We start from the raw sequence: 21,293 nt of genomic DNA, 5'->3' as shown, positions 1-21,293 counted from the left end.
CTCTGTCAGGAGCCTCTGCGGCTGGCCGATCTGTAGAGCGCGAAGGCGACCAGCAGCGCATCCAGGCCGACGATCACCGCAGGCAATCCCAAAGGCCCGATCGCCTGCATCAGCAGGCCGGCGCTGGGCGGACCGACAATGCCGCCAACGCCCCACAACAAGGCGAAAGCGGCGTTGCCGGTGACCAGCAGCGAGCCCTTGAACCGGCTGCCGAGTTCCACCAGCGCCATCGTGTAGACGCCATAGCCGACCGCTCCCATCACCAGCAGCACCGCCCAGATCAGCGGCGTCGTGATCAGCAGCGGCAGCAGAAGCGCACAAACGGTGGTCGCCACCGCGCAAACGAGGATCATGGAGCGGCCGCCGAAGCGTTCGGCGAGCAGGCCGAGCGGGATCTGCAGCAGGATATTGCCCAGGGATAACGCCATCACCAGCGCGGCGAGCACGGCTTCCGGCAGGCCATAGCCGGCGCCGAAGACCGGAACCAGCGCGTAGGTGCTTTGCTGGACCGCCGCCGAGACCAGCACGGCAAGCAGCAGCGCCGGCGCCAGCCGGGCAAAACCGACAAAGCTGCCGGCTGGCTGGCCGTCGTCCTCGAAACCGGTGAGCTTTGAGGAGACAAGGCGCAGAATGACAGCGCAGAGCACGAAACCGCCAATGCCGACGCTGAAGGGGGCCCAGCCCGACGTGCCGACCAGGGTCAAGGTGAAAGGGCCGGCCGCGTAGCCGGCCCCCATCAGCGTGTTGAACACGCCCATCACCCGGCCGCGTCGCGCCGGCGGGGCCAGCGACAGCGCCCACACCTCGCCGAGGATATAGAGCGGGTTGATGACCACGCCGATGATGAAACGGAGGACGAACCACGCCACCCAGTCCTGCAGATAGCCGATGCCCAGGAAGCACAGCGCACCGATCAGCGAGCAGCCGACGGCGAGCGTGCGGGCGCCGACCAGCCGCACGGCGGCCGGCACGAACGAGGCAGACAAGATCAAGCCGACCGGCATCATCGCCGCCGACAGCCCGATCAGGCCCGGCGACATGCCTTGCTTCTGCATCAGCAGCGTGAACAGCGGGGAGCTCAGCCCTTGCGCGGCGCCGAACATCGCCAGCGCCGCGGTGACGCCGGCGAGCGCTGCCCACTGCGTTGCCGCTTCGCCTTGGCTCGAGCCGGTCGCGACCATGCTGCCGTTCCGTGAGTGAATCGCCGACCTGCGGATCGGCAAGCCATCAGCTACCGGTTCGATCCCGGGAAAGGAAGGGGCGGACAGCGAAATCCGCTTGCGCCAAGGGCTGGCGCCGTGCAGCGGAAGGCTCGCGTCAAAAGCCGTTGGCACCTGCCGGCAGCGCTACGGAAAATACCGTGCGATCGCACCTTTCCTGCCTTGCGCGTAAGGCTTCAGCCACTTGTCATCGGTGGACAGCCCATCGTCATCCGAAGGTCCCTTGCCGATGGTCCTGCGCCAGGCGCGGAACTTGTAGTGGTCGAACACGTCGAGCATATGCACGGCATAGGCTGCGGCGAAGGTCTTGTCGCCTTCGACGATCACCATGTTCTCGTCGTTCTCGTACGAAGCCTTGTAACCGAGATTGTGGCTGCCGGTGACGACCGTCGCGTTGTCCTCCATCGGATCGATGATGACGATCTTGTCGTGCACGATCGCATGGCCGACGGTCAGCACCTCCGCCTGGAAATCCCGGGCGATCGTGGCGCCGGTCAGGTTCGCCGCCCGCACGATGGAAACGTTCGGTGCCTCCCAGACCCTCTCCGGATAGACGAAGGGCGACTTGCCGTCCCTGTTCGACTTATGGGTGACCGGATCCTTGGTCGACGCGACATAGTTGGGCATAGCGGTCTCATCGCTGATCGCCCCTTGCACGATCAGCTTCGGATCGGCTTTTGCCGCCGCCACCGCCTGGTCGACGATCGAATTGTCGCCGAGCCGCGAAGGATTGAACACCAGGAACAGCACGGCGCGCTTGGCCGCCTTGATGCGGGCGAAGAGATCTTCGAGATCGACCGGCCGCACCGAGATGTCCTTCTTGTTACGCTCGGGATCATTGGGCGAGAACCACACCGTCATGCCGTCCAGCGCCGCCGTGGCGCCATTGAGCGGATTTGGCCTGTGGTTCTCCCTGCGGAACGGCACGCCTTGCGTCTGCGCGACGTGACCGGCAGCACTTTCCGTGGCCGGCGGTGGGAACACGTCGGCCTTCATGCGCTGCCAGTAGGCGTCGAAGATCTCCGCCATCGCCGGGTCGTCGCGGATGAAGGCGTTGTTGGATTGCCCGCAAATGCCGGTCGAGGTCCAGTTGGTGCTGCCCGTCATCACCGATTGCGGCTTGCCCTGCGCATCGCGATAGACGGCGAACTTGTTGTGGCCGATATGGTTGTTGTTGAACAGGCGATCCGTCACCGCGACGCCCGCGTCGTGCAGCCGCTTCCGGTAAGGTGCGTTGGCCGCGTCCCAGGCCTTCGTCTGGTCGTCCCTGCCCGAATTGGAAAGAATGACCTCGACGACATCCTTGGCGGCGATGATTGCGTCGCACAGTTCGTCGTCGCCAAGCTCGTAGAGCGCAAGCCTGACCGTGCCGCCTTCGGCCTTGGCCCGTTTCAAGAGGCTGGTCAGCACGTCGGGCACGTCGCCATGCAGGTAGGCGCGTATCTTGCTGGTCGGGTCCTGCAGCACAGCCCTGATCTTGTCGCGTTGCCCGACCTTGATGCCGGCCTCGGCCAGCGCGCGCGACATCCATTGCGTCGACAGCACGCCATTGGTGAAGGCGACGCGCGCCTTGCCGAACATCTGGCCGAGGAAGATCGGCGGACTGACCGCGCCCCGGCCGAGATAGCCGAGAGGGCGCGCCGGCCCCGTATAGGTCTTTTCGGGACGCACCGGCACGGGCTCGAGCCCCGCCTTCATGTCGCCGACCGGACGCACCCGGTAGGCGATCATTTCGCCGTCCGGCCTGACATCGAGGCTGTCGCGGCGTCGCCGGACAGTAAGATCGCGCCAGAATGTCTTCTGCACCGGCCAGACGCCGGTGTCCTGAGGAATCCAATCCTTGTTGCGCTGCCCCTTGAACGGCACCCAGGACGCCAGGCAACGCTCCTCGCCGGTGTCGGGATAGAGGCGGACGATCTCGAAGCCCAGGCAGCCCGGGATCATCCCGTCGAGATCCCAGGAGAGGAACGCGACTTCGTTGTTGGTGGCGGCACGCACTTTGACGACGTCAGGCATGGCTCTCCCTCCAGAGATATTGGACGCACAAGCTTATCAGAAGCAAAAGACGATGCTGCAACGCATGGCCCCCATCCGCCGGCCTGCTTAGGGACCACGCAGCTCCCGTCCCGGCATGTCGCTTCCCTCGCTCTAGTGGTCGCCGCCTCCGCAATGGCCGGGCAGCCGCCGGTCCATTATGCCGCCCACTTTCGCATCGTACGAGGCCCCTCATGACCGCCGCCCTTCAACCCGCCGAACCGGCATTGGCAACCGATCGTGCCCGCCGCGGCGGCCGCGCCGGAAAACGCGCAGGCGGCTCGGCCGCGTTCGAGCAGCCGCCGTTCCGCCAGCTGAAAATCCCGCTCCAGCCGACCAAGCTGGTTTCCGACGACGAGCTGGAATCGATCCATCTGGCCTCGCTGCGGGTGCTGAAGGAGATCGGTGTCGACGTCCTGCATGACGAAGCCCGCCGCATCATGAAGGAACATGGCGCCGACGTGCGCGAAGGCAGCGAGCGCGTGCGCTTCGACAGCGACATGATCCTCGATCTGGTGTCGCATTGCCCGTCTGAATTCACCATCCATGCCCGCAACCCCGCGCATAATGTGCGCTTCGGCGGCGATAATCTGATCATCTCGATGATGGCCTCGGCGCCCAATTGCTCGGACATCGATCGTGGCCGCCGGCCCGGCAACCAGCAGGACTATCGCAATTTCCTGCGCCTGGCGCAGATGCACAACATACTGAACTGCACGGGCGGCTATCCGGTCGAGCCGATCGACATCCATCCCTCCGTCCGCCACCTCGAATGCATCCGCGATCTCGCCACGCTGACCGACAAGGTGTTCCACATCTATTCGCTCGGCAAGGAACGAAACGTCGACGGCATCGAAATCACCCGCATCGCGCGCGGCATCAGCCACGAGCAGCTGCTCGAAGAACCGTCCGTCTTCACCATCATCAACACCAATTCGCCGCTCAAACTCGACGTGCCGATGATGGAAGGCATCATCCAGATGTCGAGCAAGGGCCAGGTCGTCATCGTCACGCCGTTCACCCTGTCAGGGGCCATGGCGCCGGTGACCATTGCCGGTGCGCTGGTGCAGCAGAACGCCGAGGCCTTGTCCGGCATCGCGTTTGCCCAGATGGTCCGGAAGGGCGCGCCGGTCGGTTATGGCGGCTTCACCTCAAACGTGGACATGAAGTCCGGCGCGCCCGCCTTCGGCACGCCCGAATACATGAAGGCGCAGCTCGTCGGCGGCCAGCTCGCCCGCCGCTACAACATCCCCTACCGCACCTCGAACACTTGCGCGGCCAACACGGTCGACGCACAGGCCGCCTATGAAAGCGTGTTCTCGCTGTGGGGCGCCATCCAGGGCGGCGGCAATCTGATGATGCACGCCGCAGGCTGGCTCGAAGGCGGCCTGCGCTGCTCCTACGAGAAGACCATCCTCGACATCGACCTGTTGCAGATGGTGGCGGAATTCTTGACCCCGCTCGACCTGTCCGAACAGGCGCTTGGCTTCGACGCCATCCAGTCGGTCGGCCCCGGTGGCCACTTCTTCGGCACCCAACACACGCAGGATCGCTACAAGACCGCCTTCTACTCGCCGATCCTGTCTGACTGGCGCAATTTCGAGACCTGGGCGGAAGCAGGCTCGCCGACCGCGCTCGAAAAGGCCAACAAGGTGTGGAAGGAGCGGCTGGCCTCCTATGACGAGCCCTATATGGACCCGGCGATCCGCGAAGAGCTCAACGCCTTCGTCCAGAAGCGTCGCGCCGAAGGCGGCGCGCCGACCGATTTTTGATCTGTATTGGCTTCATGAACAGTCGACTCTCACTCCGTCGAGCTGCGCTCGACACCTCTCCCCCGATCGACGGGGGAGAGGAAGGGCGCGAGCTTATGCCGGGAGGCTTCCTTCCTTGCCCTCCGGAGGGGAGAGAGGTGGCGCTGCGAGCCAGCGACGGAGTGGGGGATGGCGCTGGCGAAACGCGCAGTGGCCAGGATTGGGCGGCTTTGGAGCGAACTCATCCGCGCCGTCATCCTCGGGCTTGTCCCGAGGATCTAACCACTTCTCAATTCCGATCGCACTACACTGGTCAATTCCGATCGCACTACACTGGCGAGGGACGGCAGATCCTCGGGACAAGCCCGAGGATGACGCAGGCTTGTGATATCCCGTCTGCGAAACCATCCATGCCGCGCTTGATGGCAGGCTGGCCGAAGACATCGCTGCCTCCGACCTCCGCTTTGTCTTCGCGCCCCGCTCACCCGATTCAATTTCTCTAAAAACGGACCTACCTTCATGAAATCCCATGTAAAAGCGGTTGTCATCGGCGGCGGCGTCGTCGGCTGCTCGGTGCTCTATCACCTGGCCAAGGCCGGCTGGACCGACATCATGCTGATCGAGCGCTCGGAGCTCACCTCCGGCTCGTCCTGGCACGCGGCGGGCGGCTTTCATACGCTCAACGGCGATCCCAACGTCGCCAAGCTGCAGGCCTACACCGTGCAGCTCTACAAGGAGATCGAGGAGCTTTCCGGCCAGTCCTGTTCGCTGCACCTGACCGGCGGCGTGATGATGGCCGACTCCCCCGAGCGCATGGACTTCCTGCGGCTTGCCCATGCCAAGGGCCGCTATCTCGGCATGGATACCGAGCTGATCACGCCATCCGAGGCCAAGGCGATGTTCCCGCTGATGGACGAGACGAATTTCGTCGGCGCCATGTGGGATCCGGTCGAAGGTCATCTCGATCCATCCGGCACCACGATTGCGTACTCAAAAGCGGCGAAAAAGCTCGGCGCCGAGATCGTGCTGCGAAACCGCGTCGTCGAACTGACGCAGCAGGTCGACGGCACCTGGAACGTCATCACCGAACAAGGCACGGTTCACGCCGAGCATGTCGTCAACTGCGGCGGCCTGTGGGCGCGCGAGATTGGCCGCATGGTCGGCCTCGAACTGCCGGTGCTCGCCATGGAGCATATGTATCTCCTGACAGAACCCATGCCGGAGGTCGAGGAATTCAACAAATCGACCGGCCGCGAGATGATCGGCGTGATGGATTTCAAGGGCGAGATTTACACCCGCCAGGAGCGCAACGGCATCCTGCTCGGCACTTACGAAAAGGCGTGCAAGCCGTGGTCGCCGGTCAACACGCCCTGGGATTTCGGCCACGAGCTGTTGCAGCCCGACCTCGACCGCATCGCGCCGTCGCTGGAGGTCGGCTTCAAGCATTTCCCCGGCATCGAGAAAGCCGGCATCAAGCAGATCATCAACGGTCCCTTCACTTTCGCATTGGACGGCAATCCGCTGGTCGGCCCGGTACAGGGCCTGACCAACTTCTGGTGCGCCTGTGCCGTCATGGCCGGCTTCAGCCAAGGCGGCGGTGTCGGCCTGGCGCTGTCCAACTGGATGGTGCATGACGATCCCGGCTTCGACGTCTGGGGCATGGACGTCGCCCGCTTCGGCGAATGGGCCAGCCTGCGCTACACCAATGCCAAGGTGCGCGAGAATTATTCCCGCCGGTTCTCGATCCGATTCCCCAATGAGGAACTGCCGGCAGCGCGCCCGGCGCAGACGACGCCGCTCTACGACACCATGCTCGCCAACAACGCCGTCATGGGCGACTCCTGGGGCCTTGAGACCCCGCTATGGTTCGCGCCGAAGGGCAAGGAGCCCAAGGATATCGTCTCCTTCCACCGTTCCAACGATTTTGGGCCGATCGGCGAGGAAGTGCGCGCCACGCGCGAGCGCGTCGGCGTCACCGAAATCGCCAACTTCGCCAAATACGAGGTCTCCGGACCGGGGGCGGAGGATTTCCTCAACCGGCTGATGACCAACCGCATGCCGAAGGCGGGCCGCATCGTGCTGACCCCGATGATCAACGAATTCGGCAAGCTGATCGGCGACTTCACCATCGCCAAGGCCGCGGAAGAACGCTTCATGATCTGGGGCTCTTCGGCCGCGCAGAAATATCACATGCGCTGGTTCGAAAAGCATCTGCCGAAGGATGGTTCGGTGCGGATTCACCGCTTCGACCAGACGCTGGTCGGCCTGTCGATTGCCGGACCGAAGTCGCGGGACCTCCTGCAGAAGCTGGTCGATGTCGACATCTCGACCAAAGCCTTCCGCTTCATGGATTTCCGCGAAATGGCGGTCGGTGGCGCACCCTGCATGGTCAACCGCATCACCTATACCGGCGACCTCGGCTACGAGATCTGGATGGCGCCGGCCTATCAGCGCTTGGTTTACAAGGCGATCAAGGACGCAGGCGAAGAATTCGGCCTGGTCGATTTCGGCATGCGCGCCCTGCTGTCGATGCGCCTGGAAAAGAACTTCCCGACCTGGTTCCGCGAACTCAGGCCGATCTATGGACCGTTCGAAGGCTCGATGGACCGCTTCATCAAGCTGGAGAAGAACGACTTCATCGGCCGCGACGCGGCCGCCAGGGAGCGGGCCGAAGGACCGAAGCTGCGCCGCGTGTCCTTCATCGTCGAGGCGGCCGACGCCGATGTGATGGGTGACGAGCCGATCTGGGCCAAGGTCGGCAAGGACTACGGTACGGTGGAAAAGCCGCATGGCTTTGGCGCGCCGCGCTTCGATGCAGCGGGCAAGGAACTGCGTGGTTCCAAGGCGGCGCAAGGCGCGTCCGCCGTGCGCGGCATCGTCGACGGCGACTGGCGCGTGGTCGGTTGGGTGACCTCCGGCGGCTATGCACACTACGTCCAGAAATCGATGGCGCAGGGCTATGTGCCGGCGGCGCTGGCCGAGGATGAAAGCGCCGGCCTGTTCGAGATCGAGATTCTCGGCCATCGCCGTCCGGCCCGCATCAATGTCGAGCCGCCATTCGACCCGAGCGGCGAGAAGATGCGGAGCTGAGGTTTCGCCATGGACAGCGCGGCGCCAAAGGGGAGCTTCGGCCGCCATCGCAAGATCATGCCGTTTGTATCAGGCTCGATCGAGGCGCTGCGCGACGCCTCCCGCCGGAAGGCGGCCGATCTCAACCAGCATGTTCTGGGCTACGGCGCGATAGCCGAAGCGGAATGGGCGGCGGCGGGCATTGCCGCCCCCGACTTGGCCGAAATGCGCCAATACCGGCTGGGGCGCATCCGCGCCGAGCTGAGGCGCCGCGGCTACGCCGGCGCGCTGCTCTACGATCCCGTCAACATCCGCTATGCCACCGATTCCACGAACATGCAGCTTTGGGTGGCGCACAACCCGACACGGCATTGTTTCGTTGCCACCGAGGGGCCGGTGGTGCTGTTCGACTATTTCTCCTGCGAGCATCTGTCGGACCATTCCGGCGTCGTCGACGAGGTTCGCCCCGCCGTCTCGTGGATGTATCTCTACAGTGGCGAGCTCACTAAGCAGAAAGTCCGCCGCTGGGCGGCCGGGATCGCCGATCTGGTGCGGGAACATGGCGGCGGCAACGGCCGCATTGCGGTCGACCACATCAACCCGGAAGGCGTCGAGGAACTTGCCCGGCTTGGCATCTCCATCGGCAATGGCGAAGCGGTGATGGAGAATGCGCGGCTGGTCAAATCCCCGGACGAGATCCTCGCCATGCGCCGCGCCATCGTCGCCTGCGAGGCGGCAATGGGCGAGATGGAACAGGCGCTGAAGCCCGGCATCTCCGAGAATGAATTATGGGCCGAACTGCATCGCGGCAACATTGCGCGCGGCGGCGAATGGATCGAAACGCGGCTGCTGGCATCCGGCCCGCGCACCAATCCGTGGTTCCAGGAATGCTCCTCGCGCGTCGTCGAGGCAGGCGACCTCGTCGCCTTCGATACCGATTTGATCGGCCCCTATGGCTTCTGTGCCGATCTCTCGCGTACCTGGCTGTGCGGGGATGTGAAGCCAACCGACGAACAACGCGATCTTTTCCGCATCGCCGCCGACCAGATCGCCCACAACACGCAACTGATGCGGCCGGGCATCTCTTTCCGCGATCTTGCCGAGCGCTCGGCGGTGCCGCCCGGCGACTGTTTCCCGGCCCGCTATGGCGTGCTCTACCATGGCGTCGGGCTGGCCGACGAATACCCGACCTTGCCGCATGCCGACGACTGGACATCGGACACGCCGGACGGTGTGATCGAGCCAGGCATGGTGCTGTGCGTGGAAAGCTATATCGGCAGGCTCGGCGGGCGCGAGGGCGTCAAGATCGAGGAACAGATCCTGATCACCGGCACCGGCAACGAAAAGCTTTCAACCTATCCGCTGGATGCGAGGCTGCTCGGCTAAGCCGGCAAGGGCCTCGCGCATCGCGGCAACCGCTTTTTCCGGCGTCGCTTTCGCGGTGATGATGGGCAGGCCCTTGCGAAGGCCCGTCCAGCCGACGACCTTCACTTGCCGGGCCGCCGGCTCGAAGCGCTGCGCCAGCGCCCAGCTCTCGCAGTCGATCGCCGCGACATCGGCCCTGCCCTCGGCCACGGCGACGATCGAAGCGCGATGTCCGCCGCTTTCGCTGCGCGAGGAAAACACGTCGAGACTTTCGCCCAGCGCCTCGAGATCGCGCGTCGGCGCGATGATACCGGACATGGAATCGAGGCTGTTGAAGGTGAAGCGTTTGCCGCGGATCAGATCGAGCGGGATGACGGGCCTGCCATTGGCAGGCGCAGGCACGGACGCCTTGCCGTCCGCCCGCATCACCAGCGCGCTCGAATAAAGCTCGCCCTGGCCGCCTTCGTAGAGGTCATAGCTCGGCTGGCCGACAAGCTGCACATGGCTGGCCAGGCCAAGCTCCATCGGCCCCCAGCAAGTCTGCGCGAACAGTAGTGCGGGATGCAGCCAGAGCTGGTGAAAATCGAGCGCGTCCGGCGGCAGTGTCGCTGGATCGGGCGCGATCAGGACGCCGGCGTCGTCAAGGATGCCGCCCGGCACCGGCGGCAGATCGCCGTTGCGGCGAACGACGGACTCCGGTGCATCGATTATCCCCCCTTGCCGGAAGGCATCGCGCAGCAGTGCCCATTGGGCGTCGACCTCGCGGCGCGCCTCAGGCCAGTCATACATCGGCAGCGCTGCAACGAATTCGCTCATGCCGGGATTTGACCATCAAATCTGGAGAGAGGTTCGCAAAAACGCGGCGCCGGATTTGAGATAGCCGACACCGTCGGTCGTGTCGCGGGATTCATTCCTTGGGCGGCTCGGCCGGGACCGGCGCCGTGCCGAGCCCACTGATGCTGCGCGCCCTGATGCGCGGCTTGAATGCCCTGCCCGGTTCCGGCTGACGCCGCAACACCGGATGCACGATCGGCTCCTTGGCCTTGAAAGCATAGGACCTGATCAGCGCGAAATAGTTGGGATAGGCATAGCCATTGTTCATCCGCAGCCATTCCTCGCGACGCTCGCGAAACAGCTGAGGCAGCCGGTACCAGGCCACCGTCGGGGTCTTGTGGTGGACGAAGTGCAAATTGTTGTTGAGGAACAGGAACGACAGCGGCGAGCGCTCGATGATCACCGTGCGGCCTTCCGGATGCTCGGACCATTGATGCTCGGCAAAGGTGCGGATCGCGATCAGCGACTGGCCGAGCCACACAGGCAGAATATAGAGCCAAAGCGGAATGCCGAAGCCGAACTGCACGATCGGCGCCACGACGGCGAGGCCGATCGCATGCACCAGCCAGGCTTTGCGGATGGCCTTGTCGCCAGCCATCATATGCTTGGCGTCGTCGATGAAGAAGCCGATGCAGGACAGCCAGGGGCCGAGGAAGAACCGGCCGGCCATGGTGTTGTTGATCTTGAGCAGGAATTTCATTGCCCGCGGCAGGTCGTCATGCTGCCACAGCGCCTGGTAGTAGCTCTCCGGATCGTCGAGCGGATCGGTCAGGCGCTCGTCGGCATGGTGGCGCAGGTGAAGCGTCTTGAAACGGCGGAACGGCCAGACCAGACCGATCGGCAGGAAGACGAAAGCCTCGTTGATCAGCGCATTGCGCGTCGGATGGCCGTGCAGCACTTCGTGCATGATCGACGACTGGAGTGCCAGGATGAAACCGAGGAGAGCGAGTGCGGGGATCGGGTAGGACGGCCAGAGCAGCAGACCGGTGGCGAGCCATGCTCCGTAACAGAAGAAAGCGAGGGCTACGGTCGGCCACTCGATGGCCGGTGTGTTGCGTCGCCTTATGCTCTTGCCAGTCATGCTATCGACCACCGCCCCTCAGTCGCCGGAACCCCAGTGGCTCCTGACAGGATAGTGTCAGGAGAAACGATTCGACTCAACGAGACAAAGTGTACAAAATGTTGCGATTGCGCATTTTCAACCGCACCTGTTACAGATTGTAAACATACCTAGAGATTCATTTGCGCCAGAAGCGCCTCGTGGGGAGGTTCCGGCGAAAATTTTTCCTCATGATCCGGGAGTTGGGAGATGGACAAACGAGATCTGTCAGCAATCTTTCGGGAGCGTCTCAAGCTGCTCCTGACAAGGTCCGACCTCAACCAGTCCGCCTTCGCCACCGCCGTCGGCATCGATCGGTCGGCGCTGTCGCAGCTGATGTCGGGCGCGTCGACGCGCCTGCCGCGGGCCGAGACGCTGCTCAACATCGCGGCCGAGTTCAAAGTGTCGCTGGACTGGCTGCTCGGCCTCAGCCAGGACGAGGGCGTCACCGGTGAAATCCGCGAAAGCCTGGAGATCGAGGAAGCCCCCGACGGTTTTGACCGCACGCTTCTGGCCAGATGGTTCGCCGAGGCCGCCGGCACCAAGATCCGCTATGTGCCGGCCGGCATTCCCGATCTTCTGCGGACGCACGCGCTGGTCGACTATGAGGCAAACATCACCAACAGGAGCCGGCTCGCGCAGGCAAATGAGACGCAATACCGCATCGAATACAACCGGCGCCCGGAAACCGACATGGAAGTCTGCATGCCGCGACACACGCTGGAGATTTTTGCGCGCGGCCTCGGCGTCTGGGACCGCTTCCCGGAGGCCGACCGTCGGCAGCAACTCGCCCATATGGCGACGTTGCTTGACGATCTCTACCCGACTTTCCGCCTGTTTCTCTACGACGGCCGTATGCGCTATTCGATCCCGCTCACCATCTTCGGGCCCTACCGCGCCGCCATCTATGTCGGCGACATGTATGTCGTGCTGAACGCCACCCAGCCGGTCCAGGCATTGACCCGGCATTTCGACAATCTGATCCGTGCCGCCGACGTCAATCCGCACGAGGCGGCCGCGTTCGCGCGCAATCTGGCCGACATGTCGTTTTCCGCTGGTTCCGCATGACCACTGGCGACCGTTACGGCGCCTTTGGCTGCGACGCTGCCGTCGCTATTTCATTGACTAGACATAAAGACTTCTTTATATCCTTATCCGAATTCAGAATATGAAAGCCAATCCGATGACGACGACCAACCCGATCGACGCGCTGCTGGCGCAAAAAGGCGTGCTTTTGGCTGACGGCGCCACCGGCACCAATTTGTTCGCAATGGGTCTGGAGGCCGGCGAGGCGCCTGAGCTGCTGAATGAGACCGCCCCGGACACCATCACCAGCCTGCACCAGAATTTCGTCGACGCCGGCGCCGACATCATCCTGACCAATTCGTTCGGCGGCACCCGTCACCGGCTGAAGCTGCATCATGCGCAGGATCGCGTGCACGCGCTGAACAAGCGCGCCGCCGAGATCGCCCGCGCGGTTGCCGACAAGGCCGGCCGCAAGGTGATCGTCGCCGGCTCCGTTGGCCCCACTGGTGAGTTGCTGGTGCCGCTTGGCGCCATGACCTATGACGAGGCGGTAGACGCCTTCGCCGAGCAGATCGAAGGCCTCAAGGAAGGCGGCGCCGAGGTCGCCTGGATCGAGACCATGTCGGCGCCCGACGAGATCCGTGCCGCCGCCCAGGCGGCGATCCGCGTCGGCCTGCCCTACACCTATACCGGTTCCTTCGACACCGCCGGCCGCACCATGATGGGCCTGCTGCCGAAGGACATACACGGCGTCGCCGACGGCTTGTCGCAAGCACCGCTCGGCGTCGGCGCCAATTGCGGCGTCGGCGCTTCCGACATCCTCGCCTCGCTGCTCGACATGACGCAGGCGAAGCCGGAGGCGACTGTGATCGTCAAGGGCAATTGCGGCATTCCCGAATTCCGCGGCACCGAAATCCACTACTCCGGCACGCCCGAATTGATGGCCGACTATGTGCGCCTTGCCGTCGACGGCGGCGCGAAAATCATCGGCGGCTGCTGCGGCACCTCGTTCCAGCATCTGGCCGCCATGCGCAAGGCGCTCGACGCCCACACCAAGGCGGATCGTCCGACCGTCGAGACGATCGTCGAGCGCATCGGTCCGATGCGCAACAAGGTGGCCACGGCGAACACCGCCGAGACCGGCGAGGCCCGCCGCGAGCGTCGCCGCAGCCGGGCCTGACTTGGTCGGGTTAGATCACTCGCTGTTGTCGGCGTAGCTCGACTGCGCCGATTTGAGATCGACGACATTGTCGCCGCGCATCGTCATCAGCGCTCCGGATGAAACCGGATCGGTGATCTGCTCCAGCATGATGCGGAAACGATCGTTGGTCAGAGCCGACATGGCGGTGTGGCGCGCCTGCGCGACATCGTCGCCGATGCGCCTGGATTCGGCTGATTGGGCGGCTGCCGAAGCGTCCCGTGCCGGCGGTGTCGAGTTAGCGGTAGTCCTGATCTGCAATCCCGGCTCCCTCAAGCCCCTATACCTATCCGGCGTAGCAACAGGAAATTGCGATCCGGTACCGGAAATGCCGCGCAATTTAACGATCGCAGATTCCGAAAAAAGGCCGGCAAGGGTGAAATCCCTCGCCGGCCTGCCTCACCCGCCCGTGGGTCGGTTTCTCCGTCGGAACGATCTCATCTGAAGAAACCGGCCGTCATCACTACCGATTGCCGCCCAGCGCCGAGGCAAGGCGCACAAGCGACAGGAACTCGGACCTGTACCCAAACGGGTCGGCTCCCCGGGCGGCTGTGGCGATCTCCATGATCTTGTCATAGCCGAACTTCGCCGTCGCATCCTCGTCGCGCAGCTTCTGGCCGAACGCCGCGACGGCGATGGAGAAACGCTGGTCGGCGCTGGCCTGGTCGAAGGACGCCACCTCGTTGGCCGACGTCACCGGCGTGGTGATCAGCTTCGACACGTCCTCCTTGGGCAGCTTGTAGCGGATCTTGACGAAGGCGTATTCGTCCGCATTGGCGACGCCGCCATTGTTCACCGCGGCCTGGCCATAGCGCAGCGGATCGACCTGCTCCCCCCCGCTGCCCTTGGGCGTGATCTCGAAGATCGCGGTGACCGAGTGGCCCGAGCCGATCTCGCCGGCATCGACGCGGTCATTGTTGAAATCCTCGCGGTTCAAGGCGCGGGTCTCATAGCCGATCAGCCTATATTCCGAGACCTTGGCGGGATTGAACTCGACCTGGATCTTCACGTCCTTGGCAATGGGGAACAGCGTCGAGGAGGAATCCTCGACCAGCACCTTCTCGGCCTCGGCCAGGGTGTCGATATAGGCGGCGGTGCCATTGCCGTTCTGCGCGATGGTCTGCATCATCTGGTCGTTCAGATTGCCGCGGCCGAAACCGAACACCGAAAGGAAGACGCCGCTCTTGCGCTCCTGTTCGATCAGGCGCTTGAGATCGTCGTCGTCGCTCTGGCCGACATTGAAGTCGCCGTCGGTGGCGAGCATCACGCGGTTGACGCCGTCCTTGATGAAGGACTGCTCGGCCAATTTGTAGGCCTCCTTGATGCCCGCCTGCCCGGCGGTCGAGCCGCCGGGCTGCAACTTGTCGATGGCGTTGAGGATCTTGTCCTTCTCTGCAACCTTCGTCGGCATCAGCACGGTGCCGGCATCGCCCGCATAGGTAACGATCGAGATGGTATCGTCGGTCTTCAGCTTGCTGACCAGAAGCCGGAATGCCGACTTGAGCAGCGGCAACTTATCCGGTTCGTCCATCGAGCCCGAGACGTCGATCAAAAACACCAGATTGGCCTTGGGCTGCTCGGCCGGCTTGACGTCGAAACCCTTGATGGCGACATGCATCAGCTTGCTGTGTGCGTTCCACGGCGTCGGCATGACGCTGACGGTCGAATTGAACGGCGTCGACGCCGCATCCGGCCCCTTCCAGTCATAGGGGAAGTAGTTGATCATCTCCTCGACCCGCACCGTGTCGGCCTGCGGCAGGAAGCCCTCCTTCAGCGAACGGCGCACGAAGGAATAGGAAGCGGTGTCGACATCGATCGAAAAGGTCGAAACCGGGTCCTCGAGTGCCGAATGCACCGGATTGGTCTTGAAATCCTGGACGCGATCGCGGTTTTCCTCCGGTGGTGCGATCTGGTCCGCCGGCGCCATGGCGGGCTGCTGCGGTACCATCGTTTTGGACATGCGTGCGGCTCGCGACGTGCTGGGCGCGGCAGTGCTATCCAGGGCGAACTCGCCCGTTGGCGCAGGTGGTGCAGGTTCCGCCGGCGCAACCTGTTCCTGCGCATTCTGCGGTGCCAAGCCTCCGGCAACGGCCGATTCGGATTTGCTCGGCGCCGCCAAGGCGTCTTTTGCGTCGCGGCTTTCCGCGTCGGCCTTCTTGTCTTTCTCAGGCGCGCTCGTTGCGAGCGGTTCGTTGATCGCCTGATCGCCCGTCGCCTGTTTGGCCAGCGGCTTCACCGTGGCGGGCTTGTCGGCTAGCGTCTCGGTGATCTTCTCGCCACCACCGAAAGTCGACGGCTGCTCCCTCAGCATATGGAAAGTGGCGTATGCGGCGATCGGCAGGGCGACGAGCCCGGCAATGGCCGGCGTGGCAATGAGTTTCTTTTGCATGATTTCGCTCCAGAGCTTTCGTGCTCGCTCTGTGAGACGAAGACCGCCGACCGATCCTTGGGTGACGGCGGAAATATTTTCCTCATCATAGGCGCGCATGGCGGCCTCGAAGGCGCGCGCCTTCGCGCTCTCGCCGGGTGCTGGTGCTGCGATGTCGCGCAGCCTTCTAAGGTCCTTGTCGTCGACCATGGTCACACTTCCCCGGCCGAGCGCATCAACGTCTTCAGCCGTTTCTTCGCTTCATGGATGTGCCAGGAAACCGTCGCCTCCGAGATCGCCATCGCCTCGGCGGCGGCGGCGTGGCTCAAGCCCTCGCCATAGACCAGCAGCACGGCGTCGCGCTGCTTGTCCGGCAGTCGCCGCACCGCGGCCCACAGCGCCTCGGCAGGATCTTCCGGCTCTTCGCAATTCTCGCCCGAAATCAGCGCATGGACGCCATAGGCTTCGGTCTTGACCGTCTCGCGGGCGCTCTTGCGCATCATGTCGCGCGCGGCGTTCAGCGTCATGGCATAAAGCCAGGTGGTGAAGGCGCTGCCGCCGCGATAGTCGCGGATCGCCTTGCCGAGCCGGACGCAGACTTCCTGGGCGATGTCTTCGGCATCCGCCTTCCGGCCGCACCAGCGGTAGGCGGCGCGATAGACGAAGTCGTAGTGCCTTTCGAGCAACGCGCCGAAAGCCCCCTTGTCTCCGCCCTTCGCCCGCCCGATCAGCTCGGCGTCGGAGGCTTCGCTCTCATCCAGCATCATCGCCATCATTTGCCTGTTGGACGAAGGCTAATGGCTAATCCTTGGGGTGAGGGAAAGATTTTTTTGGAAAGCAGTTCTCCTTCACCCCGTTTACGGGATGAAGGTGCCCAAGGACGGGCGGCGCGAGCTCATGAAAGTTTGGGCCCACTGCGTCCAGCAAATTGGGCTGGGTTTGCGTTGGGGCCGAAGGACCTACCCGAGTGTCTCGGAAAACAGGGTGATCAACCGGTTCCAATGCCGCTCGGCGCCAACTTCATTGTAGACGCTGTGGTCCGGCACGCACCAGCCATGCGCCATGCCGACATAATTCTCCAGCACGTAATCGACTTCCGCCACCCTGAAGGCCTCGGCCAGCCGCGCCGACTGTTCGGGCGGAAAACTCCTGTCGACGCCGGCCATGCCGACATGGACGCGTGCCTTGACCGACCCCGCCTTGCGGTGCGGACTGTCGGCCGCGTCGCTGGCGAGATTGCCGCCATGGAAACTGGCCGCCGCCCTGATACGATCCGGATAGAAGGCGGCTGCGTTCAGCGCCCGCGCGCCGCCCATGCAATAGCCGACAACGCCGATCGGCCCGGTGACGCCTTCGGCAGCGAGTGCGTCGAGGAAGGCGCCGCTGTCGGCAATCGTCATTTCCTGCGTCGTGCCGCTGATCAGCGCCATCAGCGGCACTTTGGTTTTTTCCTCGACGAAGGCGGTCTTGGCATCGAACGGACCGTAGGGCGCGTTGCGATAGAAGAGATCGGGCACCAGAACCGCGTAGCCCTCCTCCGCCAGCCGCTCGGCCATGCCGTCGAGCGCGGGGCGCGGGCCGAAAGCATCCATGTAGAGGATGACGCCGGCCTTGGCCGGGGAAGCGTTGACCGGGCGGAACAGCCTCGCCCTCGCTTTACCGTCCCTGGTCTTGATCTGAAGGTCCTGTTTCGCCATCGCCAGCTCCGTTCGGTTGCTGGGCGATACATATCCGGGCAGGCCGGCAGGGCAAGCTGTTGCCTGATTTTGGCAGTCAACATTTCGTGCGGCAGCGCGACGAGCTTACAGGCCTGCGAACGCCGCCATGTGAAAGGCCTGCACGTTCGGGGGGTAGCGATAGGCCACGCCATAGGGACAGGCGTTGCGGTCGAGGCAGCCGCCGTCACGGCAGGGGTCGCCACTCGGCCCGCGCACATGCGCCAGGCAGGCTTGATGGGCGAACCCCTCTGCGGAATAGGCGTCGACCGGGCAGGCTTTCAGGCAGGGTTTATCGACGCAGGCGTCGCAGAGATGGATCGCCTCGCGAGTCTCCGGAAGCGCGATCTCGTCCGCGAACAGCAGCGCGCCGCGATAGGCATGCCAAAGCCCGTATTGCGGATGCATGAGGATACCGAGCGGCGACGGCTTCAGGCCCTCGGCCCGCATCGCCCATTGCTGGAACGGCAGATAGGGCTTGTCGGAAGGCGATACGGCGCGTGCGCCGAATTCTTCCGCGACCGCGCCAATGACCTGCCGGGACCAGGTATCGAGGGGATCGGCGATGGCCTGTGATTGACTGTCGCGCCAGCGCAGGAAATGCGGCCAGGGTGCCGCCCCCGCCTGCCCTATCAGGAGCGCCGACCTGGCCGGTGCACCGGAGCGGCCACAAGGCGCCGCCTCGCCATCCGCAAAGGTGAAGCCGCCACGCAGGATGAGGCCGTTGGCGCCAAGCGCGGCCGCAATCTCCTCCATCCTGCCGCGCGAAAGAATCATCCCTTCTTGACCGGATCGGAGAAGGCGCTCCGCCAGACTTCCTTGTGGATGATGTTGGCGACTTTAGCCCCGCCTGACTCGGGCTCCTTTCACGTGAAGGCGTCGGGCATCGACCCCTTCTTCTTGGCGATGAAGTCCTTCAGCGCTTCATCGATCGCCGGATCGAGATGCGGCGCCTCATAAGATTCCAGCCAGCGGCGGGCGAGTTCGTTGGCACGTTGCGGCGCGGTCTTCTCGCCTTCGGCCAGCCACTGCTCGTAGGAATTATTGTCGGCGATGTTGGAACGGTAGAAGGCGGTCTGGAAATTCGCCTGCGTGTGGTCGCAGCCGAGATAATGGCTGCCCGGCCCAACCTGGCGGATGGCGTCCATCGCCTGGCCGTTTTCCGACAGGTCGACGCCTTCGGAGAACTTCTGCGTCATGCCGAGCTGGTCGATATCCATCATGAATTTTTCGTAGCAGGACGCCAGTCCGCCCTCGAGCCAGCCGGCCGAGTGGAGGACGAAATTGGTACCGGCAAGAATGGTCGAGTTCAGCGTGTTGGCACTTTCATAGGCTGCCTGTGCGTCGGGGATTTTCGAGGCGCAGAGCGAACCGCCGGTGCGGAATGGCAGGCCGAGGCGCCGTGCGAGCTGTGCGGCGCCGTAGGATACCAGCGACGGCTCCGGCGTGCCGAAGGTCGGCGCGCCCGACTGCATCGAGATCGACGAGGCGAACGTGCCGAACAGCACCGGCGCGCCCGGCCGGATCAGCTGCGTGAACGAAGCGCCGGCAAGCACCTCGGCCAGCACCTGGGTCAGCGTGCCGGCGACCGTCACCGGGCTCATCGCGCCGGCGAGGATGAACGGCGTGACGATGCATGCCTGGTTGTGGCGCGCATAGACCTTCAGCGCGCCAAGCATGGTCTCGTCGAACACCATCGGCGAGTTGGCGTTGATCAGGCTGGTCAGGACCGTGTTGTTTTCGACGAAGTCGTCGCCGAACACCAGCTTGGCCATGGCGACCGTGTCCTCAGCACGTTCCGGCGCGGTGACCGAACCCATGAACGGCTTGTCGGAATATTTGATGTGCGCGTAGATCATGTCGAGATGGCGCTTGTTGACCGGCACGTCGACCGGCTCGCACACGGTGCCGCCCGAATGGTGGATCGAAGGCGCCATATAGGCGAGCTTCACGAAATTCTGGAAATCCTCGATCGTCGCGTAACGCCTGACGCCGTCGAGGTCGCGCACGAAGGGCGGTCCGTAGACCGGGGCGAAGACGGTAGCATTGCCGCCGATCTGCACCGAGCGTTCGGAATTGCGGGCATGCTGGGTGTAGATGGAGGGCGCGGTCTTCAAGAGCGACCGGCAGAGCCCCTTCGGAAAATGCACGCGCTCGCCCTTGACGTCGGCGCCCGCCTCTTTCCACAGCTGCAACGCCTCCGCATCGTCGCGGAAGATGATGCCGATTTCTTCGAGCACCGTGTCGGTGTTCTTCTCGATCAGCGCCAGGCCTTCCTCGTCGAGCACTTCATAGACGTTGATCTTGCGCTTGATGTAGGTGAGCTGGGTGCCGGGACCGCCGCCCGAACGCGCCGCCCGCCTTGCCGCCGCCCCGCCGCTGGCGCCGCGTCCACGTCGCGCGTTTGACGCTTCCTGGTCCACTGCCGCGTGTTCGCTCATGATCGTTCTTCCCTGAATTTGGACCGGCTTGATTAGCGTCCGGCCCGGAACCGTTGTGGCCGCCTATCGCGGCTTCCGGCGGATCGTAGCCATGCACCCTATTCGAAACGGCCCGTCCGCGCCAACGCCTGTCGCAAAATCGACAAGAAAACCGATAGATTTTTCAGTCGCTTTCCTTTTGCGGGAAGTCGCAAATCAGCTATGGATACGCACCCCTCGCGGGTTAGGTATTGGCGCGTTGATTTTAAGCTGCCATGGTCGTTCCCGGCAGCAAGGAGCCTGAGAAACAATGTCCGACGACGAGATCATCCTCTCCGAGCTTTCCGACGACGAGTTGGTGCAGCAGATGCACGACGATCTCTATGACGGTCTGAAAGAAGAGATCGAGGAAGGCACCAACATCCTTCTCGAGCGCGGCTGGGCGCCTTACAAGGTGCTGACCGAGGCGCTGGTGGAGGGCATGCGCATCGTCGGCGAGGATTTTCGCGACGGCATCCTGTTCGTTCCCGAAGTGTTGTTGTCGGCCAATGCGATGAAGGCCGGCATGGCCATCCTGCGCCCGCTGCTCGCCGCCACGGGCGCGCCCAAGCAGGGCAAAATGGTGATCGGCACCGTCAAGGGCGACATCCACGACATCGGCAAGAACCTCGTCGGCATGATGATGGAAGGCGCCGGCTTCGACGTCATCGACCTTGGCATCAACAATGCGGTCGAGAAATATCTCGATGCCATCGAGCAGCACCAGCCGGACATTATCGGCATGTCGGCGCTGCTGACCACGACCATGCCCTACATGAAGGTCGTCATCGACACGATGAAGGAAAAGGGCATCCGCGACGACTACGTCGTCCTGGTCGGAGGCGCGCCGCTGAACGAGGAATTCGGCAAGGCGGTCGGCGCCGACGCCTATTGCCGCGATGCCGCTGTGGCGGTCGAAACGGCCAAGGACTACATGAAGCGCAAACACAATGTGCGCGCTTCCGCCTGATACCAAGGCAAGGCAGACGCTCGACAAAGGAAGAGCCGCGCCTTGCAGCGCGGCTTTTTTGTTCCCAGATGTTGGGAGCAGCGGCGGTCAGGGTTTCTTGACGGTATCGTCAACGGCCTTGGCGGTAGACTTGATATCCCTGCCGACGCCGCGAACGGTGTTGGCACAGGCCGAAAGGGCCAGGG

The 21,293-nt window shown here is 63.8% G+C and carries 16 protein-coding genes; 6 read left to right on the top strand and 10 right to left on the bottom strand.

All coding sequences use genetic code 11. The features are described from left to right. Positions 1-5: 5 nt before the first annotated feature. Both LB551_RS16875 and LB551_RS16870 read right to left on the bottom strand, forming a co-directional pair. Positions 6-1,181, bottom strand: a complete 1,176-nt coding sequence (locus LB551_RS16875; RefSeq protein WP_140551373.1) for an MFS transporter — start codon at positions 1,179-1,181, stop codon at positions 6-8. Positions 1,182-1,346: 165 nt separating this feature from the next. Next, a complete protein-coding gene (locus LB551_RS16870) occupies positions 1,347-3,236 on the bottom strand; it encodes a phospholipase D-like domain-containing protein (protein ID WP_224659908.1) in 1,890 nt (629 codons plus the stop codon). A gap of 212 nt (positions 3,237-3,448) precedes the next feature. On the opposite strand from LB551_RS16870, the gene LB551_RS16865 reads away from it, so the two are divergent. From LB551_RS16865 to LB551_RS16855, 3 genes are all read left to right on the top strand, one after another. Continuing rightward, positions 3,449-5,026, top strand: a complete 1,578-nt coding sequence (locus LB551_RS16865) for a trimethylamine methyltransferase family protein (RefSeq protein ID WP_140551371.1) — start codon at positions 3,449-3,451, stop codon at positions 5,024-5,026. Between the two features lie 498 nt (positions 5,027-5,524). Continuing rightward, positions 5,525-8,095, top strand: a complete 2,571-nt coding sequence (locus tag LB551_RS16860) for an FAD-dependent oxidoreductase (protein ID WP_224659907.1) — start codon at positions 5,525-5,527, stop codon at positions 8,093-8,095. Between the two features lie 9 nt (positions 8,096-8,104). Next, entirely contained in the window at positions 8,105-9,460 is a 1,356-nt protein-coding gene (locus tag LB551_RS16855; RefSeq protein WP_224659906.1) for a M24 family metallopeptidase, read from the top strand. Here the strand turns inward: LB551_RS16855 and LB551_RS16850 are convergent. Continuing rightward, a complete protein-coding gene (locus tag LB551_RS16850) occupies positions 9,425-10,255 on the bottom strand; it encodes a phosphate/phosphite/phosphonate ABC transporter substrate-binding protein (RefSeq protein WP_224659905.1) in 831 nt (276 codons plus the stop codon). The genes LB551_RS16855 and LB551_RS16850 overlap by 36 nt on opposite strands. Positions 10,256-10,346: 91 nt before the next feature. Then, positions 10,347-11,354, bottom strand: a complete 1,008-nt coding sequence (locus tag LB551_RS16845; protein ID WP_224659904.1) for a fatty acid desaturase — start codon at positions 11,352-11,354, stop codon at positions 10,347-10,349. A gap of 228 nt (positions 11,355-11,582) precedes the next feature. Between LB551_RS16845 and LB551_RS16840 the strand changes: the two genes are divergently transcribed. Next, on the top strand, positions 11,583-12,440 hold the full coding sequence (locus LB551_RS16840) for a helix-turn-helix domain-containing protein (RefSeq protein WP_140551366.1): 858 nt from the start codon (positions 11,583-11,585) through the stop codon (positions 12,438-12,440). Between the two features lie 115 nt (positions 12,441-12,555). Further along, complete coding sequence (bmt, locus tag LB551_RS16835; protein WP_224659903.1) at positions 12,556-13,578, top strand: betaine--homocysteine S-methyltransferase; 1,023 nt, start codon at positions 12,556-12,558, stop codon at positions 13,576-13,578. Positions 13,579-13,593: 15 nt separating this feature from the next. Here the strand turns inward: bmt and LB551_RS16830 are convergent, their stop codons facing one another. From LB551_RS16830 to LB551_RS16805, 6 genes are all read right to left on the bottom strand, one after another. Further along, on the bottom strand, positions 13,594-13,857 hold the full coding sequence (locus LB551_RS16830) for a hypothetical protein (RefSeq protein WP_181169919.1): 264 nt from the start codon (positions 13,855-13,857) through the stop codon (positions 13,594-13,596). 202 nt (positions 13,858-14,059) lie between these two features. Next, positions 14,060-16,174, bottom strand: coding sequence for a vWA domain-containing protein (locus tag LB551_RS16825; RefSeq protein WP_224659902.1), 2,115 nt, complete (start codon positions 16,172-16,174; stop codon positions 14,060-14,062). Between the two features lie 2 nt (positions 16,175-16,176). Continuing rightward, positions 16,177-16,737 (bottom strand): RNA polymerase sigma factor, encoded by a 561-nt coding sequence (locus LB551_RS16820; RefSeq protein ID WP_224627872.1) that lies wholly within the window; start codon positions 16,735-16,737, stop codon positions 16,177-16,179. A 186-nt stretch (positions 16,738-16,923) separates the two neighbouring features. Further along, the gene (locus LB551_RS16815) at positions 16,924-17,661 is read right to left on the bottom strand and encodes a dienelactone hydrolase family protein (protein ID WP_224659901.1); all 738 of its coding nucleotides are present in this window, start codon (positions 17,659-17,661) and stop codon (positions 16,924-16,926) included. 105 nt (positions 17,662-17,766) lie between these two features. Then, entirely contained in the window at positions 17,767-18,456 is a 690-nt protein-coding gene (locus tag LB551_RS16810) for a 4Fe-4S dicluster domain-containing protein (protein ID WP_224659900.1), read from the bottom strand. 89 nt (positions 18,457-18,545) lie between these two features. Then, positions 18,546-20,120, bottom strand: a complete 1,575-nt coding sequence (locus LB551_RS16805) for a trimethylamine methyltransferase family protein (protein WP_140559618.1) — start codon at positions 20,118-20,120, stop codon at positions 18,546-18,548. A 289-nt stretch (positions 20,121-20,409) separates the two neighbouring features. Between LB551_RS16805 and LB551_RS16800 the strand changes: the two genes are divergently transcribed. Continuing rightward, positions 20,410-21,108 (top strand): corrinoid protein, encoded by a 699-nt coding sequence (locus tag LB551_RS16800; RefSeq protein WP_140551359.1) that lies wholly within the window; start codon positions 20,410-20,412, stop codon positions 21,106-21,108. Positions 21,109-21,293: the final 185 nt, after the last annotated feature.

Origin of the sequence: Mesorhizobium sp. BR1-1-2 (assembly GCF_020165435.1) — a bacterium.
GTDB lineage: Bacteria > Pseudomonadota > Alphaproteobacteria > Rhizobiales > Rhizobiaceae > Mesorhizobium.
Note: the sequence above shows the minus strand (reverse complement) of the source record. Positions and strands in the feature narration are given on the sequence as shown.

What these genes read in the sequence shown, in the direction of transcription:
- LB551_RS16860 (WP_224659907.1), top strand. Translation starts at nt 5,525, where the DNA reads ATGAAATCCCATGTAAAAGCGGTTGTCATCGGCGGCGGCGTCGTCGGC.
- LB551_RS16845 (WP_224659904.1), bottom strand. Translation starts at nt 11,354, where the DNA reads ATGACTGGCAAGAGCATAAGGCGACGCAACACACCGGCCATCGAGTGG.
- LB551_RS16815 (WP_224659901.1), bottom strand. Translation starts at nt 17,661, where the DNA reads ATGGCGAAACAGGACCTTCAGATCAAGACCAGGGACGGTAAAGCGAGG.
- LB551_RS16865 (WP_140551371.1), top strand. Translation starts at nt 3,449, where the DNA reads ATGACCGCCGCCCTTCAACCCGCCGAACCGGCATTGGCAACCGATCGT.
- LB551_RS16855 (WP_224659906.1), top strand. Translation starts at nt 8,105, where the DNA reads ATGGACAGCGCGGCGCCAAAGGGGAGCTTCGGCCGCCATCGCAAGATC.
- LB551_RS16850 (WP_224659905.1), bottom strand. Translation starts at nt 10,255, where the DNA reads ATGAGCGAATTCGTTGCAGCGCTGCCGATGTATGACTGGCCTGAGGCG.
- LB551_RS16825 (WP_224659902.1), bottom strand. Translation starts at nt 16,174, where the DNA reads ATGGTCGACGACAAGGACCTTAGAAGGCTGCGCGACATCGCAGCACCA.
- LB551_RS16840 (WP_140551366.1), top strand. Translation starts at nt 11,583, where the DNA reads ATGGACAAACGAGATCTGTCAGCAATCTTTCGGGAGCGTCTCAAGCTG.
- LB551_RS16810 (WP_224659900.1), bottom strand. Translation starts at nt 18,456, where the DNA reads ATGATTCTTTCGCGCGGCAGGATGGAGGAGATTGCGGCCGCGCTTGGC.
- LB551_RS16875 (WP_140551373.1), bottom strand. Translation starts at nt 1,181, where the DNA reads ATGGTCGCGACCGGCTCGAGCCAAGGCGAAGCGGCAACGCAGTGGGCA.
- bmt (WP_224659903.1), top strand. Translation starts at nt 12,556, where the DNA reads ATGACGACGACCAACCCGATCGACGCGCTGCTGGCGCAAAAAGGCGTG.
- LB551_RS16870 (WP_224659908.1), bottom strand. Translation starts at nt 3,236, where the DNA reads ATGCCTGACGTCGTCAAAGTGCGTGCCGCCACCAACAACGAAGTCGCG.
- LB551_RS16800 (WP_140551359.1), top strand. Translation starts at nt 20,410, where the DNA reads ATGTCCGACGACGAGATCATCCTCTCCGAGCTTTCCGACGACGAGTTG.
- LB551_RS16805 (WP_140559618.1), bottom strand. Translation starts at nt 20,120, where the DNA reads ATGAGCGAACACGCGGCAGTGGACCAGGAAGCGTCAAACGCGCGACGT.
- LB551_RS16820 (WP_224627872.1), bottom strand. Translation starts at nt 16,737, where the DNA reads ATGGCGATGATGCTGGATGAGAGCGAAGCCTCCGACGCCGAGCTGATC.